This window comes from Culturomica massiliensis (assembly GCF_900091655.1).
Taxonomy (GTDB): Bacteria; Bacteroidota; Bacteroidia; order Bacteroidales; family Marinifilaceae; genus Culturomica; species Culturomica massiliensis.
Genome location: NZ_LT594621.1, coordinates 1990283 through 2010388, shown reverse-complemented (window position 1 = coordinate 2010388; position 20106 = coordinate 1990283). Strand labels below are relative to the sequence as shown.

Annotated in this window: 15 protein-coding genes; 9 read left to right on the top strand and 6 right to left on the bottom strand. The window is 41.9% G+C overall.

Features of this window, described 5'->3' with window-relative positions; translation table 11 throughout:
* Positions 1-58 precede the first annotated feature (58 nt).
* From BN8908_RS09990 to BN8908_RS09970, 5 genes are all read left to right on the top strand, one after another.
* Positions 59-661 (top strand): LysO family transporter, encoded by a 603-nt coding sequence (locus tag BN8908_RS09990; RefSeq protein WP_021987507.1) that lies wholly within the window; start codon positions 59-61, stop codon positions 659-661.
* 84 nt (positions 662-745) lie between these two features.
* Positions 746-3880 (top strand): beta-galactosidase, LacZ type, encoded by a 3135-nt coding sequence (lacZ, locus tag BN8908_RS09985; RefSeq protein WP_068690354.1) that lies wholly within the window; start codon positions 746-748, stop codon positions 3878-3880.
* Between the two features lie 32 nt (positions 3881-3912).
* The gene (locus tag BN8908_RS09980; protein WP_068690353.1) at positions 3913-5829 is read left to right on the top strand and encodes an MGH1-like glycoside hydrolase domain-containing protein; all 1917 of its coding nucleotides are present in this window, start codon (positions 3913-3915) and stop codon (positions 5827-5829) included.
* A gap of 81 nt (positions 5830-5910) precedes the next feature.
* Positions 5911-7188, top strand: coding sequence for a M64 family metallopeptidase (locus BN8908_RS09975; RefSeq protein WP_021987510.1), 1278 nt, complete (start codon positions 5911-5913; stop codon positions 7186-7188).
* A 488-nt stretch (positions 7189-7676) separates the two neighbouring features.
* Positions 7677-8000 carry a hypothetical protein gene (locus BN8908_RS09970; RefSeq protein WP_021987511.1) on the top strand — a complete coding sequence of 108 codons (324 nt, stop codon included), beginning with the start codon at positions 7677-7679 and terminating at the stop codon, positions 7998-8000.
* Between the two features lie 61 nt (positions 8001-8061).
* On the opposite strand, the gene gap is transcribed toward BN8908_RS09970, so the two are convergent.
* The 6 genes from gap to BN8908_RS09945 form a co-directional block, all read right to left on the bottom strand.
* Entirely contained in the window at positions 8062-9066 is a 1005-nt protein-coding gene (gene gap / locus BN8908_RS09965) for a type I glyceraldehyde-3-phosphate dehydrogenase (protein WP_068692213.1), read from the bottom strand.
* A 139-nt stretch (positions 9067-9205) separates the two neighbouring features.
* Positions 9206-9340 (bottom strand): hypothetical protein, encoded by a 135-nt coding sequence (locus tag BN8908_RS19045; protein ID WP_262361115.1) that lies wholly within the window; start codon positions 9338-9340, stop codon positions 9206-9208.
* A 340-nt stretch (positions 9341-9680) separates the two neighbouring features.
* On the bottom strand, positions 9681-11027 hold the full coding sequence (gene tilS / locus BN8908_RS09960; RefSeq protein WP_068690350.1) for a tRNA lysidine(34) synthetase TilS: 1347 nt from the start codon (positions 11025-11027) through the stop codon (positions 9681-9683).
* Between the two features lie 79 nt (positions 11028-11106).
* A complete protein-coding gene (locus tag BN8908_RS09955; RefSeq protein WP_068690342.1) occupies positions 11107-12975 on the bottom strand; it encodes an ABC-F family ATP-binding cassette domain-containing protein in 1869 nt (622 codons plus the stop codon).
* A gap of 77 nt (positions 12976-13052) precedes the next feature.
* Positions 13053-13760 (bottom strand): DNA alkylation repair protein, encoded by a 708-nt coding sequence (locus BN8908_RS09950; protein WP_068690341.1) that lies wholly within the window; start codon positions 13758-13760, stop codon positions 13053-13055.
* Between the two features lie 3 nt (positions 13761-13763).
* Positions 13764-15809 carry a BatA domain-containing protein gene (locus BN8908_RS09945; protein WP_068690340.1) on the bottom strand — a complete coding sequence of 682 codons (2046 nt, stop codon included), beginning with the start codon at positions 15807-15809 and terminating at the stop codon, positions 13764-13766.
* Between the two features lie 229 nt (positions 15810-16038).
* Here BN8908_RS09945 and BN8908_RS09935 point away from each other — a divergent pair, with 229 nt between their 5' ends.
* The 4 genes from BN8908_RS09935 (at position 16039) to BN8908_RS09920 (ending at position 20030) form a co-directional block, all read left to right on the top strand.
* A complete protein-coding gene (locus BN8908_RS09935) occupies positions 16039-16812 on the top strand; it encodes a ParA family protein (RefSeq protein ID WP_068690337.1) in 774 nt (257 codons plus the stop codon).
* Between the two features lie 63 nt (positions 16813-16875).
* Positions 16876-17775: a ParB/RepB/Spo0J family partition protein gene (locus BN8908_RS09930; protein WP_021987519.1), complete on the top strand. Its 900-nt coding sequence runs from the start codon at positions 16876-16878 to the stop codon at positions 17773-17775.
* 20 nt (positions 17776-17795) lie between these two features.
* On the top strand, positions 17796-18458 hold the full coding sequence (locus tag BN8908_RS09925; protein ID WP_068690335.1) for a DUF5683 domain-containing protein: 663 nt from the start codon (positions 17796-17798) through the stop codon (positions 18456-18458).
* Between the two features lie 12 nt (positions 18459-18470).
* Complete coding sequence (locus BN8908_RS09920; RefSeq protein ID WP_148453263.1) at positions 18471-20030, top strand: lytic transglycosylase domain-containing protein; 1560 nt, start codon at positions 18471-18473, stop codon at positions 20028-20030.
* The last annotated feature ends 76 nt before the right edge of the window (positions 20031-20106 follow it).

Genomic DNA, 20106 nt, shown 5'->3' with positions numbered 1-20106 from the left:
AAAAGAAATCCTCATTCGTCATTTGAATCAGAGGAATTGTTTTAAACGTGGGGAATATATGTTAGGAAGTTTAATTATAGTAACTTTTTTTGTACTGGGAGCTGTACTCGGACGATTTGTTGAGATGCCGGGTTTTATTACAGAAAATGATCCGACTTTGTATGCTTTGTATGTTTTGATGTTTTTGGTAGGTGTCAGTATTGGAAGTGATAAAAAAGCATTGCGGGCATTGCGGCAGCAAAACATAAGAATTGCATTGGTTCCGCTGGGAACAATTCTGGGAACATTGGCCGGTTCTGCCTTGATTAGCTTTTTCTTGCAGCACAGAAGCATGACTGATTGCCTGGCTGTAGGTTCCGGATTTGGTTACTATTCGTTGTCTTCTATTTTTATTACGCAATATAAGGGAGCCGAGCTGGGGACAATCGCTTTGGCTTCCAATATTATCCGGGAGTTGGTGACATTGCTGGCTGCCCCCTTTTTGGTGCGTTACTTTGGGAAACTGGCGCCTATATCTGTGGGAGGAGCGACGACAATGGATACGACTTTACCGATTATCACCCAGACTTCAGGTAAGGAATTTGTCGTTGTATCGATTTTTCACGGTATAACGGTAGATTTTACCGTACCTTTTCTGGTTACTTTTTTTTGTACGATCTGATTTTTATCAACTGGGAAAATATATAGAATGGCGACCTAAAGTTGCTATAATGGGATAGATGTTGTAATTTTTAATGGATTTGAGATGAAAAGATATATCTTCATTGTATGGGTTCTACTGTCTTGTTTTGTCGGAAAAGCGCAGTACACAGGAATGGAAAGAGAAAATCCGGCTGTTAATCAAATAAACCGGGAGCGGATGCATGCTCATTTTATTCCCTATACCAAAGAGGCTGATGCTGTTGCTAAGGAACGGAAGGCTGCTTCGCGGGTATCCTTAAACGGTATATGGCAATTTAAATACTCCGTAAATCCGGCCAGCCGTCCGCAGGATTTTTATAAAAAAGGGTTTAAGACCAAAGGATGGAACAGGATAGAGGTTCCGGGAAGTTGGGAATTACAAGGATTCGATGCTCCGATATATACGGATACAAAATATCCTTTCCCGGCAAATCCGCCTCATATCCCGGCAGATTATAATCCTGTCGGATCTTATATCCGGGAATTTACATTGCCTGAAAACTGGACGGGTAAAGATATTATTTTACATTTCGGCGGTGTTGAATCGGCTTTTTATTGCTGGTTAAACGGGGAATTTGTCGGATATAGTGAAGACAGCCGTTTACCGGCGGAATTTGATATTACCCGCTTGGTAAAAAAGGGAAAAAATAAATTGGCTGTAGAGGTATATCGTTACAGTGACGGTTCCTACCTTGAATGTCAGGATTATTGGAGATATAGCGGTATTGAGCGGGACGTATGGCTGATCGCCCGTCCGTTGTCGCGTATGCGTGATTTTGAAATTTCACAGCAATTGGTAGATAATTACCGGAACGGGGATTTTCAGGTGAAAGTAATGGCTGAAAAACGGGGACTGACACCGGGGACTGCTTTTGAAGTGAAATTGCTGGACAAGGACCGGGTGATCTTTTCGGAAAAATCGGTAGTAAAATCCGTTTCGGATACCCTACATGTATTTTCGAAAAAGGTGATGGATGCCCGGAGATGGACGGCTGAAACGCCGGAATTGTATACATTGGTGATCAATACGTTGAATCCTGCGGGTAAAGTGACCGAATCTGTGGCTCATCGCTTGGGCTTCCGGACGGTGGAAATCCGTAACGGCATGTTGCAGGTGAACGGGGTGCCTGTCTTTATCAAAGGGGTCAATCGTCATGAGCACGATCCGCATAAAGGAAGAAGTGTCAGCTATGAAAGTATGCTACACGATATCACTTTGATGAAGCAATTCAATATCAATGCGGTACGTTGCAGTCATTATCCGAATATAGAAGAGTGGTACGAATTGTGCGATGAATATGGTATTTATCTGGTTGATGAAGCCAATCTGGAGTCACACGGTATGGAAGATACTGAAGTCGGCACATTGGCAACTACTCCGGAGTGGATAACTCCATTTATGGAAAGAATGAGCCGCATGGTAGAACGGGACAAAAACTATACATCCGTCATTACCTGGTCTTTGGGGAATGAATCCGGTTACGGAGAGCATTTCGAAACAACGTATCACTGGACCAAACAACGGGATACGACTCGTCCGGTACAATATGAAGGTTCGGGCCGTGAAGGCGCGACCGACATTTATTGTCCGATGTATGCCCGGATATGGCGTTTACGCGAACATGCCAATCAAAGACGTTCGGAACCATTGATTTTGTGCGAGTATGCACATGCAATGGGAAATAGTGTCGGAAATCTGCAGGATTATTGGGACCTTGTATACAAGTACGATCAATTGCAGGGGGGCTTTATCTGGGATTGGGTTGACCAAACTTTTGCTATAAAAGATAAAAACGGGAATCCGATCTGGGGATACGGCGGTGATATGGGATATGTGGGCGTGAAAAACGATTCTAATTTCTGTGCTAACGGATTGGTTGCTGCCAACCGTTTCTTACATCCCCATATCTGGGAAGTGAAAAAGGTGTATCAGGGTATCCATTTCGCCGGTGAGCCTTTCCAGCCCAATCGTCTGAAAATAACCAACCGGAATGATTTTGTGACTTCCGGTGTCTACGATTTTATTTGGAAAATAAAAGCTGACGGAAAAGTGGTAGCACAAGGTCTTTTAAATGTACCGGAGGTGCAACCTCACGGGTTTGCAATAGTGGAACTGCCGCTACCCGTTTTACAACCGTTGGCCGGTACGGAATATTTCTTACATCTTGAGGCCCGTACCAAACAAGCAACCGACCTTGTTCCTCAAGGTCATCTGGCAGCCAGTGAACAATTCTTATTGCCGGTGGAGGTATTGGCACCTGTTGCACCTGCAATTGAAGGCACTCTGGCTTTGACGAAGGAGAATAAGCAAATCCGGGTTTCCGGTGCGACTTTTGAAGTTCGTTTTTCGGAAGAAACCGGAGACCTTACCGGATTGAAATATGACGGGAAAGAAATGTTGAAAGAAGGATTGCGCGCTAATTTCTGGCGGGCACAAACGGATAATGATGTTGCCAATCGCATGATGCAACGGTGTGGGACCTGGCTGAATGCAGGTAAGGAGATGGTTTTGCAGCAACTGGAAACTCATTCCTCCGGTAACCGGGTGATTGTATCCGCTGTTTATCGGATGCCGGAACAGGCTTCTGTATATAAGGTCGTATATACTGTATATGCAGACGGAGCCGTGAATGTCGACAATGTATTTCTGGCCGGACAGAAGGCTTTGCCTGAAATGCCTCGTTACGGGATGCGGATGATATTGCAGAGTGAATACGATCAGATGACCTGGTTTGGACGCGGACCGCATGAAAACTATTTCGACCGGAAGTCTTCTGCCGATATCGATTTATATAAAGCTACGGTGTGGGAGCAATTTCATCCTTATGTGCGCCCGCAGGAAACGGCCAATAAGTCGGATGTACGCTGGTGTACTTTACGGAATAATGACGGAAATGGGATATTGGTTATCGGGGCACAACCATTGAATGTGAGCGCCTGGAATTTCCCGATGCAGGATATTATGCATGTCAGCCCGAATGTTGAAAGAAAGCACGGCGGGAGTATCCTGAAACAGGATATGGTATGGTTCAATATCGATTTACAGCAGATGGGGGTCGGCGGAGATACATCCTGGGGAGCGCAAACGCATCCAGAATATACGATTACTCCGGATAATAAGCATTATTCCTTTACGATCGTACCTTTACGGTCCGGAGATGAGCCTTTAAAGCTTTCTAAAAAAGGCTACGGGAAGTAGAAATAAAATAGTTAGGTTAAAAAATAAATGCAATGAAAAAATTCTGGTGGATTGGGTTTGTGGCTTTAGCAGCGTTCGGATGTTGCCGTAACGAAGCTTGTAAAGAAGAACAGGCCCTGAAGTATCCGAACATTTTGGACATCAATTACACGCCTGAAACAATTCGTGGAGGGGCCGGTTGGTTTACCGATCAGGGTGCCTGGATGGGGTTTACGCTCCCGACGGCAGAGAAATTTACGAATGGATTTTGCGGTCCTTTCGATTTGGATAATCGTCATTGGTTAAGCCGCTCATTGGTGAGACCGGGATTTATTGATAACGGCAAAGTCGTTTCACCGGAAGCTTTTCAGGCTGACAGTATGGCTTATTTCCCGGGACAACTGTATATGCAGAGTAGTTTCTCGGATATTCGCATAGTTCAGCGGCTCTTTTTTACGGATAAGAATCATGCCTTGCTCGTATGTGAAAGCAATCGGAAGATCGACTGGTTTTTCGAGGGGAAACTTTGGGATGAAGACGATACGGTGGAAGTCCGTGATAAAAGTCTGATCATTTATTTGCCTCGGGGAGAAGTTGCTGCGGTGACTTTTCAGAACGATGCGGAATTGATGCAAATGTCTTCCGTATATAAAGCTTCATTTAAGCAGGTTGCCGATGTGCGGGCGGCTGTTTTCTCCTTTTTTAATACGAAGGAGGAAATGGAAGCCGGATTACCGGTGGCTGAAACAATCCTGGAAAACATAAAAGCCGAAAAGGCGGCTCATTGCAGCAGATGGAACAATTACCTTTCCAGTGTTTTGCGGACAGATATGCCTGCTGCTTATGACCGCGTAGCCGTGAAGGCGATGGTAACGCTTTTGGCTAATTGGCGGAGCAGTAAGGGAGATATGCTGCATGACGGAATGGTGCCTTCACATGCCGTTGGATATTTTGTCGGCTTTTGGGCTTGGGATACCTGGAAACAGGCCGTTGCAACCGTACATTTTGAGCCTGAATTGGCAAAGAATCAAATTCGTTCCATGTTCGATTATCAGGATGAGTACGGAATGATAGCCGATTGTATCTATAGCGATAAACGTGAAAATAATTATCGCGATAGCAAACCGCCTTTGGCAGCCTGGGCTGTGATGGAAGTGTTTCGTCATACGGGAGATACGGCATTTATCCGTGAAATGTATCCTCAATTGTTGAAATATTACCGTTGGTGGTATCAATACCGGGATCATGACCGGAACGGTATTTGTGAGTTCGGTGCAACTGACGGAACCGAAGAAGCCGCTAAATGGGAGAGCGGTATGGATAATGCGGTTCGCTTTGACGAGGCCACTATGGTCCGGAATGCTGAGAATGCCTGGAGCTTTAATCAGGAATCTGTCGATTTGAATGCTTATCTGGGATATGAATACGAGCTTTTACAAGAGATGGCCGGAATAATCGGTGAAAGCTTTGAGGAGCCCGATTATCGTGAAAAAATCCGGACTTATTTTTTCGATCCGCAACAAGGTTACTTCTTTGATCGGGTTTTGAACGGAGATTTGGTAAGGGTAGAAGGACCTGAAGGTTGGACGCCGATATGGACGGGGCTGGCTTCCAAAGAACAAGTGGAGGCTGCCATGAAGATCATTGCAGATACCAGTAAGTTTTCGACTTATATACCTTTCCCGACTTTGGCTGCCGATCACCCGAAGTTTTTACCGAAAGGATACTGGAGAGGTCCGATTTGGTTGGATCAGGTGTATTTCGGTATTTCCGGTATCCGGAAGTATGGCTATATAAAAGAAGCGGATACATATACCGATCAGGTGTTTACCCGGTTGCAGGGACTGACGGAGGGAGCTCCTATTCATGAAAATTACGGAACCCATGACGGAGGACTTTTGAAAGCCCCTCATTTCAGTTGGTCTTCGGCACACTTGCTGATGCTTTATTGGGAGTATGGGAAAAAATAAAGTTAAAAAGAGATTGTCTCGCGGCAATCTCTTTTTTATTCATATTAATCATTATTTTTGCTGAAAATCAATTGTAACGTTATGAATAAATTCCTTTTTTCTTTGTTTTTTGCATGGGCTGTCAGTTTTTCTGCCGATGCGCAGTTCGATAAGTATTTTCAGGATAAGACAATGCGTTTTGATTTTTATCATTGCGGAAATCAGGAATCTGAAAATTACTTTTTTGACGAGTTGATAGAAGAGCCTTATTGGGCCGGTTCCAAGACTTCTTTGATCGATGATTCCGGTTACGGAAATCAGATGTTTAAGATATGGGATGCCGCTAGTGGAGAGTTGCTCTATTCCCGTTCGTACTGTACACTTTTTAATGAGTGGCAAACGACTCCCGAGGCGATGGAAACATCCAAATGTATGCCGGAATCCGTAGTGTTCCCGTTTCCTAAAAAAGATGTGAAATTGGAATTATATGCCAGAAACAAGAAAGGAAAATTTGAGAAAAAATTCGAATATGATATTCGGGTAAATAGTTATTTTATTAGAAAATTTATTCCGAAATACGAGACTTTCGAGGTAAGATACAATGGGAATCCGGAACACCGGGTGGATATTGTCTTGTTGCCGGAGGGATATTCTGCCAACGAGAAAGAGAAATTTATGGAAGCGTGCAATACGTTTGCCGGGGAATTTTTCACCTATTCACCTTATAAAGAAAATGCTTCCCGTTTCAATATCCGTGCCGTATGGGCTCCGTCAGAAGAAAGCGGTGTGACCATACCGGGGGAACATATCTGGAGAAGGACGGCTTTAAAGGGAGCTTATTATACATTTGATTCGGAACGTTATCAAATGGTGGAAGACTTCCAGAATGTACGGGATATTGCAGCTCATGTTCCTTATGATTATATCTATATTTTATCAAATACCCAAAAATACGGAGGAGGAGGTATTTATAATTTTTATGGAATCAGTGCGGCGCATCATCCGACCCGTACGGGAAAAATTTATGTACATGAATTCGGGCACGTATTGTTGGGATTGGGAGATGAATATGTAGGGAATGTTTCTTATAATGACATGTATCCGCTGGATGTCGAACCATGGGAAGAAAATCTGACAACATTGGTTGATTTTGAGAGAAAAGACTGGTACCGTATGCTGGATGCCAAAACACAAATACCGACTCCGCTGAATACAAAGGATATGCAGGCTTTAGGGGTATATGAAGGCGGGGGATACGTACAAAAAGGTGTTTACCGGCCCTGGCAAAACTGCCTGATGAATAATTTGCATAAAACAGATCAGTTCTGTCCGGTGTGTACACATGCTATTCAGAAACAGATCGATTTTTTGTGTAAATAATGGAAAATATATAGATAAAAACGTTGGAATACGACCTTTTTAATTTTAGATTTACAATTTACGATTAGAAAATCTGATAACGAATCAGGTTGCCTGGCAATTTGCAATTTATATGAACGTATATCCGGCTATGTTTTGAATCGGGGGTGTGCTTTATCACAACCCCGGTTTATTGTATCTGAATAAATGAATGAGTTTTATCTGTTCTGGTTGCCCATTGGCTCTGAGGCTTTTCTCGTGCAGGGAAATGTCCGGATTCGTAGAAATATTGTGTTTAGGAGATGATGTGATGCATAATCAGTCTGCCTGTTCCTTTTGACCTTCCAAATTCCCGATTATTTTTTTTAATTGGTATTGAGACAATCCGAGGTAGTCGGCAATTTTGGTCAGGGGAATGCCGTCTGCCTGCATTTTCCGTACGGTTTCTTTCTGGCGCTGCTTCTCCTCCAGTTGGTCGAATAGGATGTCGGTAAGCGTGTCGGGACGACATGGTGTTCTATGTAAGAATTGTAAGTCAGAACAAGATCGTTTCGGGGAAACTTTTTGATGAAGAAGAAGGAAATAAGATACCACTTTCTCCTGATGTTTGTGAGCAGATGAAAAAGATGCGGGATCAAAGGCATGAAGAGATGGTAAAATACAGCGATGATGAGCTGAATGAGGGGCAGAGTTCATTGAGATTTATGAACTTAAACGTTATGACTTATGTAAATATGCCGTTTTTACCGGGTAAATATGAAATTTGGTACATTTTCAGGGGCTTGGAGTTCAATCACTCCGTGATTGAAATAATCTCCGGGAAACCGATGTAAGTGTTTCAAAAAAAGGATACTGAAACCAGTATCCTTTTTTATTTTCGTTGTGGTAATTCTATTACTTAACGGTAGACATGTGAACGATCAATTCCAATACTTTGTTTGAATAACCCCATTCGTTGTCATACCAGGAAACAAGTTTCACGAAGTTTTTATTCAAAGCGATACCGGCTTTGGCATCGAAGATAGAAGTACGGGCATCTCCCAGAAAGTCAGAAGAAACGACTTCTTCTTCAGTATATCCCAGAATACCTTTCAATTCACCTTCAGAAGCTTCTTTTACAGCAGCTTTGATTTCATCGTAAGATGCTTCTTTAGCCAAACGACAAGTTAAATCTACAACAGATACGTCCAATGTCGGAACCCGGAAAGCCATACCGGTCAGTTTACCGTTCAATTCCGGAATAACTTTACCTACAGCTTTTGCGGCACCGGTAGAAGAAGGAATAATGTTACCGGCAGCAGCACGACCACCTCTCCAGTCTTTCATAGAAGGACCGTCAACTGTTTTTTGGGTAGCGGTTGTAGCGTGAACTGTGGTCATCAAACCTTCGATAATACCGAATTTATCATTGATAACTTTGGTTAACGGAGCCAGGCAGTTGGTTGTACAAGATGCATTGGATACAATAGTTTCACCTGCATATTTTTTGTTGTTTACACCCATTACGAACATTGGGGTATCGTCTTTTGACGGAGCTGACATAACAACACGTTTTGCTCCGGCTTTGATATGTGCTTCAGCTTTTTCTTTGGTCAGGAAAAGACCGGTTGATTCAACAACGTATTCAGCACCTACTTCATTCCATTTCAGGTTTGCCGGATCTTTTTCTGCAGTTACGCGGATAGCTTGGCCGTTAACAACCAATTTGCCGTCTTTTGCTTCTGCGGTTCCGTTGAAACGACCGTGCATCGTGTCGTATTTCAACATATAAACCATGTAGTCTACATCGATCAGGTCGTTAATACCTACGATCTCAATATCATTTCTGCCCATTGCAGCGCGGAATACCAAACGTCCGATACGTCCGAATCCGTTGATACCAACTTTAATTTTTGACATTTTCGTTGTTTTATTAGGTGATACAAATTCAAAATTTTCCTCAAATTTATAATAAAGCATTTTATTATATGCATAAAGGAATTAAAACCGACAGAAAAATTAACTCAAACGATTACAATCAATTCTGTCGTTTTTAAGCTCAGACTGTATGTGAAATCGTGTTTGCAGGAGCCTGAGTATAAGCCGGACATTTACGGTCGATGGCACATGATGAAAGCAGACCGGCTAAAAGTAATGAAATAAGGATGTATATAATCCGTTTTTTGTTTTTCATGATCAGATAAGTTTTAAAACAATGATAGTCACAAAGGTAGAAATAAAAATCAAAATTAAAAATAGCAGGGTATGCTTCTGGCTTGCAAATAGAATTAAATGAAATAGAAAAAGGCCAAGAGTAGATAATAACTTATAATTAAATACTTCTGTTTCTCAAAAAAATGTAAGTTTTTTCCTTTTTTTTCTTAAAAATGTTTTGTGCAAACGTTTTAAGTTTTTATATTTGCAGCACGATATAGGAATATATTGCTTTATAAGTGTAGTAAATTTATTGTTAGTGTGTTTAAAAAGAGGCTTCGGCCTCTTTTTATTTGTGTTTTGGAATGTCTATTCGTTTGCTACGTTTTTTGCGTTGCCGTTTTGTCCGATACGGAGATTTTCAGGATGTTTTGGGTAACAGAAATAATTTTGAAACGTTCGTCCGGACGATGTCCGATCACCCAGGCAATGTGTTCCCCGGATAAGAGGAGAAGGCAATCTTTCTTTTGTTTGGTGCTGAATTTTTGGTCGATAAAAAAATCACTTATTTTTTTTTGTAGTTTTTTCATACCGAGCGGGCAAAAGCGATCTCCTTTTTCCCAATTTCTGATTTTCAAAGGGAAGCCGAGTTTATCCGCATCCAGGCAGGCAATCGATGAATCGTCCGGAATTTGGAAATCCGGTGTTCGGGGGATGATTTCGAATCGGTAATGTTTATCGTTAATTGTGTATTCTCCCGGTTTTGGAATTTCGATATTCGTTACCGTTTGGGTGGTGTGACAAAACATGCGCCAGTAGGTTCTGCCTTTTACGAGTGTATAATTTTCGGAAAGAAATTGTTTTCCGGATAAGGCGTCCCGACTGTTGAATATGTCTCTGATCTGCGTTTTGTTGAACCCGAAAGGAGTCAAAAGTTCGTAAAGCAATGTGCATGGGGCCGGAGTGGCCAATGTTTTTCCGATATGTATCAGTATTTCTTCTCCCTGATGCTCCATGACCTGCGTTTTTAATTGCCCGATGGCATATCGGTAGATTTGTTCCGTTTCTTTTAAGGTTTCACAGTTTTCGCGGATGATATTTAAAAATGCCGGATTGATTTCTTTACATACGGGAATAATCCGGTGTCTGATTTTGTTCCGGACAAAATCCAGGGAATTGTTGGTTGAGTCCGTCCGGTAACCCAATTGGTTGTCTTGTATATATTGTAAGATATCGGTTCTGGAACAATCGAGCAGGGGGCGCAGCAGGTCGCCGTTTATGGGCTTGATACCTGTCAAACCTTTGATACTGGTACCTCTGCACATATTAATCAGTACCGTTTCTGCCAGGTCGTCGGCATGGTGGCCGGTGACGATATAGTCCATTTTTTTCTTTTCTTTCATTTCCCGGAACCAGTTGTAGCGCAGTTCACGGGCAGCCATTTCGATACTCAGACTGTTTTGCCGGGCATATCCGAGGGTATCGAATTTTTTTACACTTAAGGGAATGCCGTAGCTATCACAAAACCGCTTGACGAATTGTTCATCCATGTTGGATTCTTTTCCCCGTAATCCGAAATTACAATGAAGTGCCTGAATCCGTAAATTCATGTATTTGAAAAGATGCAACAAGGAAATGGAGTCGGCACCGCCGCTAACGGCGATCAGAAATCCGGCATCTGCCGGAATACGGTATTTTTCCAGAAAATTTTCGATAATCTTCCGCATGGTATTGTGTATTTGAATGTCTGAAACGTTAAAATAAACAAGTGAGCCTTTAGGTCTTCTGTAAATATAGGAAGAATTTTTATATTTCGCTAAGTTCCAGCCAGCGCATTTCTTTTTCGTCGAGTAAGGCTATCACTTCGCTGATACGTTCTGACTTCCGGACTAATTCTTCTGTAGAAAGACTGCCGGAACTTAGTGCAGACTCGATTTCCGTTTTTTCATTCGTCAGGGATTCGATTTCTTGCTCTAATCGGAGCATTTCCTGTTGTTCTTTAAAGCTAAGTTTTCTTTTTTTGGAGAGATTGTCTGACGGAGCGGACTTGGGTTCTTTGGGTGTTTGCTTTTTTGCCCGTTGTTTTTCTTCTTCCTCTTCTTCTTTGTGGTTTTTATATATGGTATAATTCCCGGGGAAGTCTTTGATTTTTCCGTTCCCTTCAAAAGCAAATACCCTGTCGACTACTTTGTCTACAAAAAAGCGGTCGTGGGATACGATCAGCAAGCAGCCTTTAAAGCTTTGCAGGTAGTCTTCCAGTACGTTTAGGGTGATAATATCCAGATCGTTTGTCGGCTCGTCCAGAATCAGGAAATTGGGGTTACTCATCAAAACGGTAAGCAGATACAAACGTCGGCGTTCGCCTCCGCTAAGCTTGCTTACTAATGAATACTGCTGTTTGTCGGTAAACATGAAATATTCCAGAAATTGTGAGGCCGACATGATACGGTCGTTGCCCAAATCGATTCGTTCGGCAATATTTTTTACAATGTCGATGACCCGGTCTGTTTCAGAAAATTCGATGCCTGATTGCTTGTAATAGCCGTAAACGACGGTTTCTCCTATGTCGATTTTTCCCCGATCGGGTTCCAGATTACGGGTAATGATATTCAGAAAAGTGGATTTCCCGACGCCGTTTTTTCCTACAATTCCGATTTTTTCACCCCGGACGAATTTATAGGAGAAGTCGTCAATCAGGCATTGGTCTTCATAGCTTTTGCTGATGTGTTCCAATTCCAGTATTTTTTTCCCTAACCGTTGTCCTTTTATGTCCAGTTCCAGTTTTTTTTCATCGGTTTTCTGGGAAGCTGTTTCCTGAAGCTTATAAAAGTTATCGATCCGGTATTGTGCTTTATGGCTGCGGGCTTGCGGCATTCTGCGCATCCATTCCTGTTCGGTACGCAATAAATTCCGGGCTTTATCGATGGTAGCATTTCGTGTTGCTATCCGTTGAGCCCTTTTTTCCAGGTAATAAGAATAGTTTCCCTCATAATTGAAAATACCGAAATCATCTATTTCAATGATATTGGAGCAGACCCGGTCCAGGAAATACCGGTCATGGGTAACCATGAGTAATGTTGTATTCGATTTTTCAAGGTAATTCTCCAACCATTCGGTCATTTCGATATCCAGGTGGTTTGTCGGCTCGTCCAATATCAGAAAATCGGGATTACTGATCAGTACTTTAGCTAATCCGACTCTTTTTTTCTGTCCTCCGGAAAGATTGGCGATTTTTTTTTCGTAGGTGTCGACTTTCAATTCTGACAGGATTTGCTTGATTGTCGTATCATAGTCCCAGGCTGATTGGGCATCCATCTGTGGAATGAGAAGTTCCAGTTGCTTCAGGTTGTTTGTTGCAATCGCTTTTTCATATTCCTTGATAATATTCAGTATCGGGGAATCGGAACTGAAAACTTCTTCAAAAATCGTATTGTTGTCGTTTAAATCGGGATTCTGTTGCAGGTATCCGATGGATATGTCGTTTCTGAAAATGACACTTCCGCTTTCAGGTATATCTTTGCCGGCAATAATCTGTAACAGGGTGGATTTCCCCATACCGTTTTTGGCGATTAAGGCGGTTTTCTGATTTTTTCCGATACCGAAAGAGATACCCTCAAACAATAATTGTTCACCGAAACGTTTACTGAGATTTTCAACCTGTAAGAAACTAATCATAAGATAAAGAATTTGTGATAAATTGTCATGTTACTGTGCCAGATCAATAATTTTTACGGCTTTTGGAATTTTAAGGGCTATTTTTTTATACGATATTTTTTTCTCGTTTCTTCCGGGAAACGTTCGATGGCATACCGGAGCATCGTCCGGGGCATTTTAGAGTAACGGGATGCCAGAAAATCCACCAGCGTTTTTTCGTCTTTTTTACCGGTTTCCCGGAGTAGCCAGCCGACGGCTTTTTGTATCAGATCGTGCGGATGTTGCAAAAGCAGGTCTGCAATTGCCAGACAATCTTTGAAGTCCCCTTGCCGGACGAAATGCATGCAGGTAACCATTGCGATGCGTTGTTGCCACAGATGTTCTGATTTTGCCCATTCGTATAATAAGGACCGGTCTTTGCCCATAAACCATTCGCCCAGTAATTTGTAACAGGACAGATCGACCAGGTCCCAGTTGTTGATATATTCCGTATGGGAAATATAGAAGTCGACATAGGTTTTCCGGCCTTCTTCTGTCTTGCATTTATGAAATTTGTACACTAAAATCAGCAGAGCCGTCAAACGTTCTTCGTGCCAGGGAGAACGGATCAGTTTTTCAAGTACACTGAAATCAGCGTCTGTATATTTCTGGGCAATATTCCTTTGCCGGGGTACTGTGACACCGATAAACCGGTCGCCTTCTCCGTATTCTCCTTTTCCGGTTTTGAAAAAACGGGAAAGATGAGCGGCTTTGTCGGGACTACCGGCTTGCCGTAATTCTTGTGTTATATTTTCGTAGATGTTCATTGGTCATTGTAATTTTCTTCTCCATACCCATTGTTCTGCCAATAGAGCGATTACTGCCAGGAGCAGAAACCAGCGAGTCAGGTATTTGTTATTGTCTTCGGAGACTATTTCTTTTACAATTTCGCTGTTACGGTCGAATTGTGTCGTTTTGATATTTTCTACCCGGGCTTTGGGAAATTGTTTTTGTAATTCCTGCAGGTTGCAAAAATGCAGTTGGGATTCTGTGCGGTCGAAATTGCAAGCCAATACATCGATGATTCGGTTTCCGGCGATGACTTCGTACAGACCTGCATTTTCCAGGTTTTCGGTGTTTTGTAATATCAGATTACCACTGATGTCTTTTCGGATTTCCGGAATGAATTCCAATTGTGAATGTTGTCCGGTAATTTTCAACGGGGTATTGTCCGGCAAGTTCTTACCGTTGATGACAATGCGTTCATCGGAATGAATCGTCCATGAGTTTTTTAGGTTTGAGTTGATGTTATAAGCCATATTTACCAGCAGAGGTACGAAGAGCGGATGGAAGACCAGGTCGCTGTTTTCCGGTTCGAAGGAAAAAGCTGAAGTATATATATTTCCGCTACCGTAAGTATAGGCCGAAAACAGCGTATTCCCTTTTTTGTCCGTCAGTAATTTTTCGCTGTTTGCCGTAATTTGCAACGGGTAAAAAAGGTTGACGGAAGGCAAGGTCGTGTTTTTATCCTGTTTTTCGAATGCGTCTTTAAAAAGGAAGGCTTCGCTTTCCAGATGAGTGATCACTGTGTTACTATCGGCTTTGCCGAATTGCGGGGCATGTATTTTTTGCAGTAATTGATTCAAGGTGTTGGCTGAAATTTCTGTTCCCGGTAAAAATAGCAGGTTCCCTCCTGCAATGACATAATTTTCGAGTGCGCTTTCCAGGCCTGTCCAGGTGGTTGAAAGCCTGTCCAGGATAATCAGATTGTATTTTTGAAAATCGATGTTTGCCGTTTGGTTGATATTGACATAGGAGATCGAATAGGATGAAGTGTCGGAAAAAAGTTTTCCGAAATAGGGACAATGTTTGTCCTGTTCGATGCAGAGGACATTGATTTTATCGTCGATCTTATAGCTGAAATAGAATGTATTGTCGAATATCAATGGAAAATCGGTAATTTCTACACAGCCTTTATAAAAGCCGTTTTCTGTATTTAAATAACTGATTTCAACGGATCGTTCGCTTCCTGCTGGAAGATTTACTTTACTGATGCTTTTTTTCTTGTCATTGATGGTCAGGCTTACCGGTACGTTGTTAAAATCTTTCGGGGATGAATTGACGAGGTGAATTGAAATTTTATCGTTTTGATTTTTTTTGTGGAAAGCCTGATCGAAAGATACCTCTTTTATGTAGAGATTATTCCGGTTTTCCGGTTCCAACAGCAGAAATACCGGTTCTATCAATGAATCGGGAGAGATGCTCTGAAAGTCGCAATTGCGGGTTTGGAAATCGGAAAGCAGGAAAAATGTTGTTCTTTTTCCGGCACTTATTTCTCCGGCTTCTTTGAATAAGTCGGAAAGTTTCTTGTTACGGGAGGTCGTTTTGACAATTCCTGTAACGGTCTGGATTTCCTCTTTTGTTTTATTGACCGATTGCAGAGGGTCATTCGTCAACAGGGTAAACGATATGCCGGGTGGGTAGGTATTGAGAATATCGAGTATTTGTTTTTTGGCTTCTTCCAATAATATCCCTTTACTTCCTGTGTTTGACATTGAAAATGAATTGTCCAGGTATATGACGACTTGTGGCTTTTCGCCGTTGTTGCCGGCAGAAACAGTGCGGGTTGCGGAATAGGGATTGGCAAATGCAATGACGATCGCAGCCAGTACGGTCAGGCGTAACAGTAGCAATAACAGATTCTTTAGCCTGGAACTGTTTTTTTTCTGTTGTTGGAGTGAGGCCAGAAAATTGAAATTGCTGAAATATATTTTTTTATATTTCTTAAAACTGAAAAAATGCAGGATAATCGGTATGGATAGAGCGAAAAGACCGTATAAAAATTCAGGATATAAGAAATGAATCACCAGCAACATATTTTTCCTTGTTTAAGCGGCATAAAATTAGCAAACAATTTTGTATTTTGGATGAAGGGTATTCCGGATTTTCAGAAGAGAAGCGTGCTGATTTGTATGTTATTGAAATATAACGTATTAATAATGGTTGTTAGTAAAAAGGCAGGAGTTGTTATTAAAAAATCAGGCAAAAAACAGTAAGGTTTGCTTTTTATATGTATTTTTACGACATAATATAAAATGGTCATTTATGTCTAAAATTATTGCTATTGCTAATCAAAAAGGTGGTGTAGGAAAAACGACGACTTCCGTTAATCTGGCGGCAAGTTTGGCTGTATTAGAAAAAAAGGTTTTGCTGGTAGATGCCGACCCACAGGGGAATGCGACGTCAGGGTTGGGATATGAGCTGAAAGAACTGGACAGTTCTACAATTTATGAATGTATTGTGGACGGTCTGGAGCCTAAGAAAGCAATTTTGAAGACTGAAATTGACGGTTTGTTTTTGTTACCTTCGAATATTGATTTGGTCGGGGCGGAGTTGGAAATGTTGAATTTTGAAAACCGGGAAAAGGTTTTATCCGGTATTCTTGATTCTGTCCGCGATGACTATGATTATATTTTAATCGACTGTTCCCCTTCGTTGGGATTGATTACGGTAAATTCTCTGACTGCTGCGGATTCGGTAATTATTCCGGTGCAGTGTGAGTATCTGGCGTTGGAAGGATTGGGTAAATTGTTGAATACGATAAAGATCATTCAAAAACGATTGAATACAAGCCTGGAGATAGAAGGGTTTGTATTGACGATGTACGATGCCCGGTTGAGGTTATCCAACCAGGTTGCTGCAGAAGTCAAAAAACATTTTGAAGATATGGTTTTTGAAACGATGATTCAGCGGAATACCAAATTAGCCGAGGCTCCGAGTTACGGTCAACCGGTAATTCTTTACGATGCAGAATGCCGGGGAACGGTGAATTATCTGAATTTGGCAAAAGAATTGCTGGATAAAACAGCAATGAGGTAAAGAACTGAGACGTTTTGTTTGTTAATATTCTAATGCTGTTCTGACAGCGATAACATTTTGAATATGGTGAAAAAAAGTGCATTAGGAAGGGGTTTGGGTGCTTTGATAACAGATGCGGCAGAAGATCCGAAACCCCGGGTTCAGGCTGTGTCGGCTATTCAAGAGCTGCAATTGGAAGATATCCGTCCGAATCCTTTTCAACCGAGAACGGAATTTGACGAGGAAGCATTGAATGAGTTAGCGGCTTCCATAAAATCAATAGGGATTGTACAACCCATTACCGTAAGGACGGTAGAAGAGGGAAAATACGAGATTATTGCCGGTGAAAGACGTTTCCGGGCTTCTAAGATTGCCGGTTTGACGACGATACCTGCATATATTCGCAAGACAGAAGATGAAAGCTTGTTGGAGCTGGCTTTGATTGAGAATATTCAGCGGGAAGACCTGAATGCAATTGAGGTGGCTATCAGTTACCAGCGTTTATTGGATGAATGCAGTCTGACACAGGATGCATTGAGTGATCGTGTGGGGAAGAAGAGGGCAACTATTGCCAATTATTTGCGTTTATTGAAATTACCGGCACAGATACAGTTGGCGATACGGGATAAAAAAATCAGTATGGGGCATGCCCGGGCCATTATAAATATAGAGGATCCGGATACCCAGTTTATGATTTTCGAGCAGATTCTGAAGTACGATTTCTCTGTACGGAAGGTGGAAGAGATTGTGCGAGAGTTGGCCAATCCGCGGCCTGAAAAACCGGAAACGGATGCTCCGCAAGCAGGGAAGCAAAAAAATGAGCTGGGAGATTATATCGAATTACAGAAACATTTGTCCCGTCGTTTCGATACGAAAGTAGAATTGAAGCGGAACGAGGCCGGAAAAGGAAAAATCGTTATTTCTTTTAAGTCTGATGAAGAACTGGAAAAAATAATAGAGTTGTTGGATAAAATCGAAGGCTAACGGATAAGCGGGAGAAATAAGTGAGAGCATTTTTAATAGTCATATCGGTATTGTTGGCATGTGTCAGTGTCCGGGCTCAAAATGTGGAAAGCAGTGCGGATACGGCGACCGTAGTAACGACAGATACACTTATTGTTGCTGAAAAAATTACCAAAAAGCCGCATTCTCCCAAAAAAGCGACCTATATGGCTTTGGCCCTTCCGGGGTCCGGACAGATTTATAACGGACAGTGGTGGAAAGTACCTATTCTGTATGGTGGTATCGGAGCTACGGTATATGGTATCAGTTGGAATACCAAGCAATTTAAGAAATATAAGAATGCTTTTGTGGACTATACCGTTTATTTGGAAGAGAAAGCCAAAGATCCCAATACTCCTTATCCTGAAAATCCATCTTGGGATAAGGTATATGTCGGAGGAGATGTTGAGAATTTTACACCTCAGCAGCAGTCTAATTTTAAGCGTCAGTTACAGAATAAGAAAGATAATTTCAAACGTAACCGGGATTTGCTTTACATTACAATGGGAGCAATCTATGCTTTGCAAATTATCGATGCCTGTGTTTTTGCTCATTTTTATGATTTTGAAATAGACGACGATCTTTCGTTGAATATACAACCTTCTTCTTTTTACAGTCCTTCTTCGGGTGGAATGGTAGGACTGACTTTAACCTTAACTTTTTAATCGGATTGAATTATGCGTTTGTTGGTTTGGATTGTATTTTTATGTGTATGTAAGATTGCCGGAGGTCAGGAGCTTGTGTCGGTAGAGGATAGTAGTATGTTGAAGTCCGAAGGGCAGTTGACGGATAGTATTCAGCCTTCTTTTATTCAGACGATCGATAATTACTATCTTCAATGGTTGCAAAACCAGAAGAAAACAGATACTTATGTCGATTCGGCCTATATTGCAGAGATGTTGAAAACCGTTCCGGAATTCCCGGATTCTCTTTATCTGTTGCGGTTGGATTCCCTGAATCCTGCTATAAATTTGTCTTATAATAATATTGTCCGGAATTTTATCGATTTGTATACGGTACGGAAACGGATGCAGGTAGCGACGATGCTGGGGGCAAGTGAATATTATTTCCCGATTTTCGAAGAAGCTTTGGCGGCTAACTGTATGCCTTTGGAATTGAAATATCTACCGGTAATCGAAAGTGCCTTGAATCCGGTTGCCCGCTCCCGGGCCGGGGCTTGCGGATTATGGCAGTTTATGTATCCGACAGGGAAGATGTATAAACTGGAAATCAACTCGTTTATCGATGAACGTTTCGATCCGGTGAAATCGACACAGGCAGCTGTACGTTATTTGAACGATTTGTACAGCATATATGAAGACTGGATACTGGTGATAGCTGCTTATAATTGCGGTCCTGGAAATGTCAACAAGGCCATCCGGCGTTCCGGCGGGAAAAAGAATTATTGGGATATATATTACCATTTGCCGAAGGAGACCCGCGGATATGTACCTGCATTTATTGCAGCAATATACGCTTTCAATTACAGCAAGGAACATAATATTTATCCGATAGAGAGTACTTTACCTCCGATTTGTGATACGATTGTGGTTGAGGACGCCCTTCATTTTGACCAGATATGTAAGAATATGGATATTTCAGTGGAAGAGTTACGTGATGTAAATCCACAATATACTAAAGATATTATTCCGGCCGGGTTAGGAAAGTCGTATGTTTTGAAAATGCCTTATAATTATGTCGGTAATTTTATCGATAATCAGGATACGATTTTTGCCTATAAGCGCAATGTGTATTTTGACAATAGCGACCGGACGGCTAATCCGAACGACCGTTTTAAACGTTATGCCCATGTTGCGAGTGTGACGGGGGATAAAGCCCGGTTGGTTTATACCGTTAGGAGCGGGGATGTCCCGGGAGCGATTGCTGCTAAATTCAATGTTCGTCTGGCTGATTTGAAATATTGGAATAACCTGAACAGACGTTTGACGATCCGGGTTGGTCAGAAGCTGGTGGTATATGTACCTAACAGTAAAGTCGGGAAGTATAAAGATAAGGCCAGCTATAGAGGGAAAGTGACGAATGAAACGGACGTTCCGAAGGTGGAAACAATAGACGGCGAATTTGTATATTATACTGTTAAAAAAGGAGAGAATCTTTGGACGATAGCCAAAAAATATCCGGGAGTGACAAACCGGGATATTATGCGTTGGAACGGAATCAGTGAGAACGACGTTAAAGATATAAGGCCGGGCCAGAAACTGAAGATAAAAATTTAAGGATATAAAAGCTGTTGGAAACGACAGCTTTTTTCATCAACAAACGAGATATACATGGTTGATTTTAGATTTACAG

What these genes read in the sequence shown, in the direction of transcription:
- BN8908_RS09990 (WP_021987507.1), top strand. Translation starts at nt 59, where the DNA reads ATGTTAGGAAGTTTAATTATAGTAACTTTTTTTGTACTGGGAGCTGTA.
- lacZ (WP_068690354.1), top strand. Translation starts at nt 746, where the DNA reads ATGAAAAGATATATCTTCATTGTATGGGTTCTACTGTCTTGTTTTGTC.
- BN8908_RS09980 (WP_068690353.1), top strand. Translation starts at nt 3,913, where the DNA reads ATGAAAAAATTCTGGTGGATTGGGTTTGTGGCTTTAGCAGCGTTCGGA.
- BN8908_RS09975 (WP_021987510.1), top strand. Translation starts at nt 5,911, where the DNA reads ATGAATAAATTCCTTTTTTCTTTGTTTTTTGCATGGGCTGTCAGTTTT.
- BN8908_RS09970 (WP_021987511.1), top strand. Translation starts at nt 7,677, where the DNA reads ATGGTGTTCTATGTAAGAATTGTAAGTCAGAACAAGATCGTTTCGGGG.
- gap (WP_068692213.1), bottom strand. Translation starts at nt 9,066, where the DNA reads ATGTCAAAAATTAAAGTTGGTATCAACGGATTCGGACGTATCGGACGT.
- BN8908_RS19045 (WP_262361115.1), bottom strand. Translation starts at nt 9,340, where the DNA reads ATGAAAAACAAAAAACGGATTATATACATCCTTATTTCATTACTTTTA.
- tilS (WP_068690350.1), bottom strand. Translation starts at nt 11,027, where the DNA reads ATGCGGAAGATTATCGAAAATTTTCTGGAAAAATACCGTATTCCGGCA.
- BN8908_RS09955 (WP_068690342.1), bottom strand. Translation starts at nt 12,975, where the DNA reads ATGATTAGTTTCTTACAGGTTGAAAATCTCAGTAAACGTTTCGGTGAA.
- BN8908_RS09950 (WP_068690341.1), bottom strand. Translation starts at nt 13,760, where the DNA reads ATGAACATCTACGAAAATATAACACAAGAATTACGGCAAGCCGGTAGT.
- BN8908_RS09945 (WP_068690340.1), bottom strand. Translation starts at nt 15,809, where the DNA reads ATGTTGCTGGTGATTCATTTCTTATATCCTGAATTTTTATACGGTCTT.
- BN8908_RS09935 (WP_068690337.1), top strand. Translation starts at nt 16,039, where the DNA reads ATGTCTAAAATTATTGCTATTGCTAATCAAAAAGGTGGTGTAGGAAAA.
- BN8908_RS09930 (WP_021987519.1), top strand. Translation starts at nt 16,876, where the DNA reads ATGGTGAAAAAAAGTGCATTAGGAAGGGGTTTGGGTGCTTTGATAACA.
- BN8908_RS09920 (WP_148453263.1), top strand. Translation starts at nt 18,471, where the DNA reads ATGCGTTTGTTGGTTTGGATTGTATTTTTATGTGTATGTAAGATTGCC.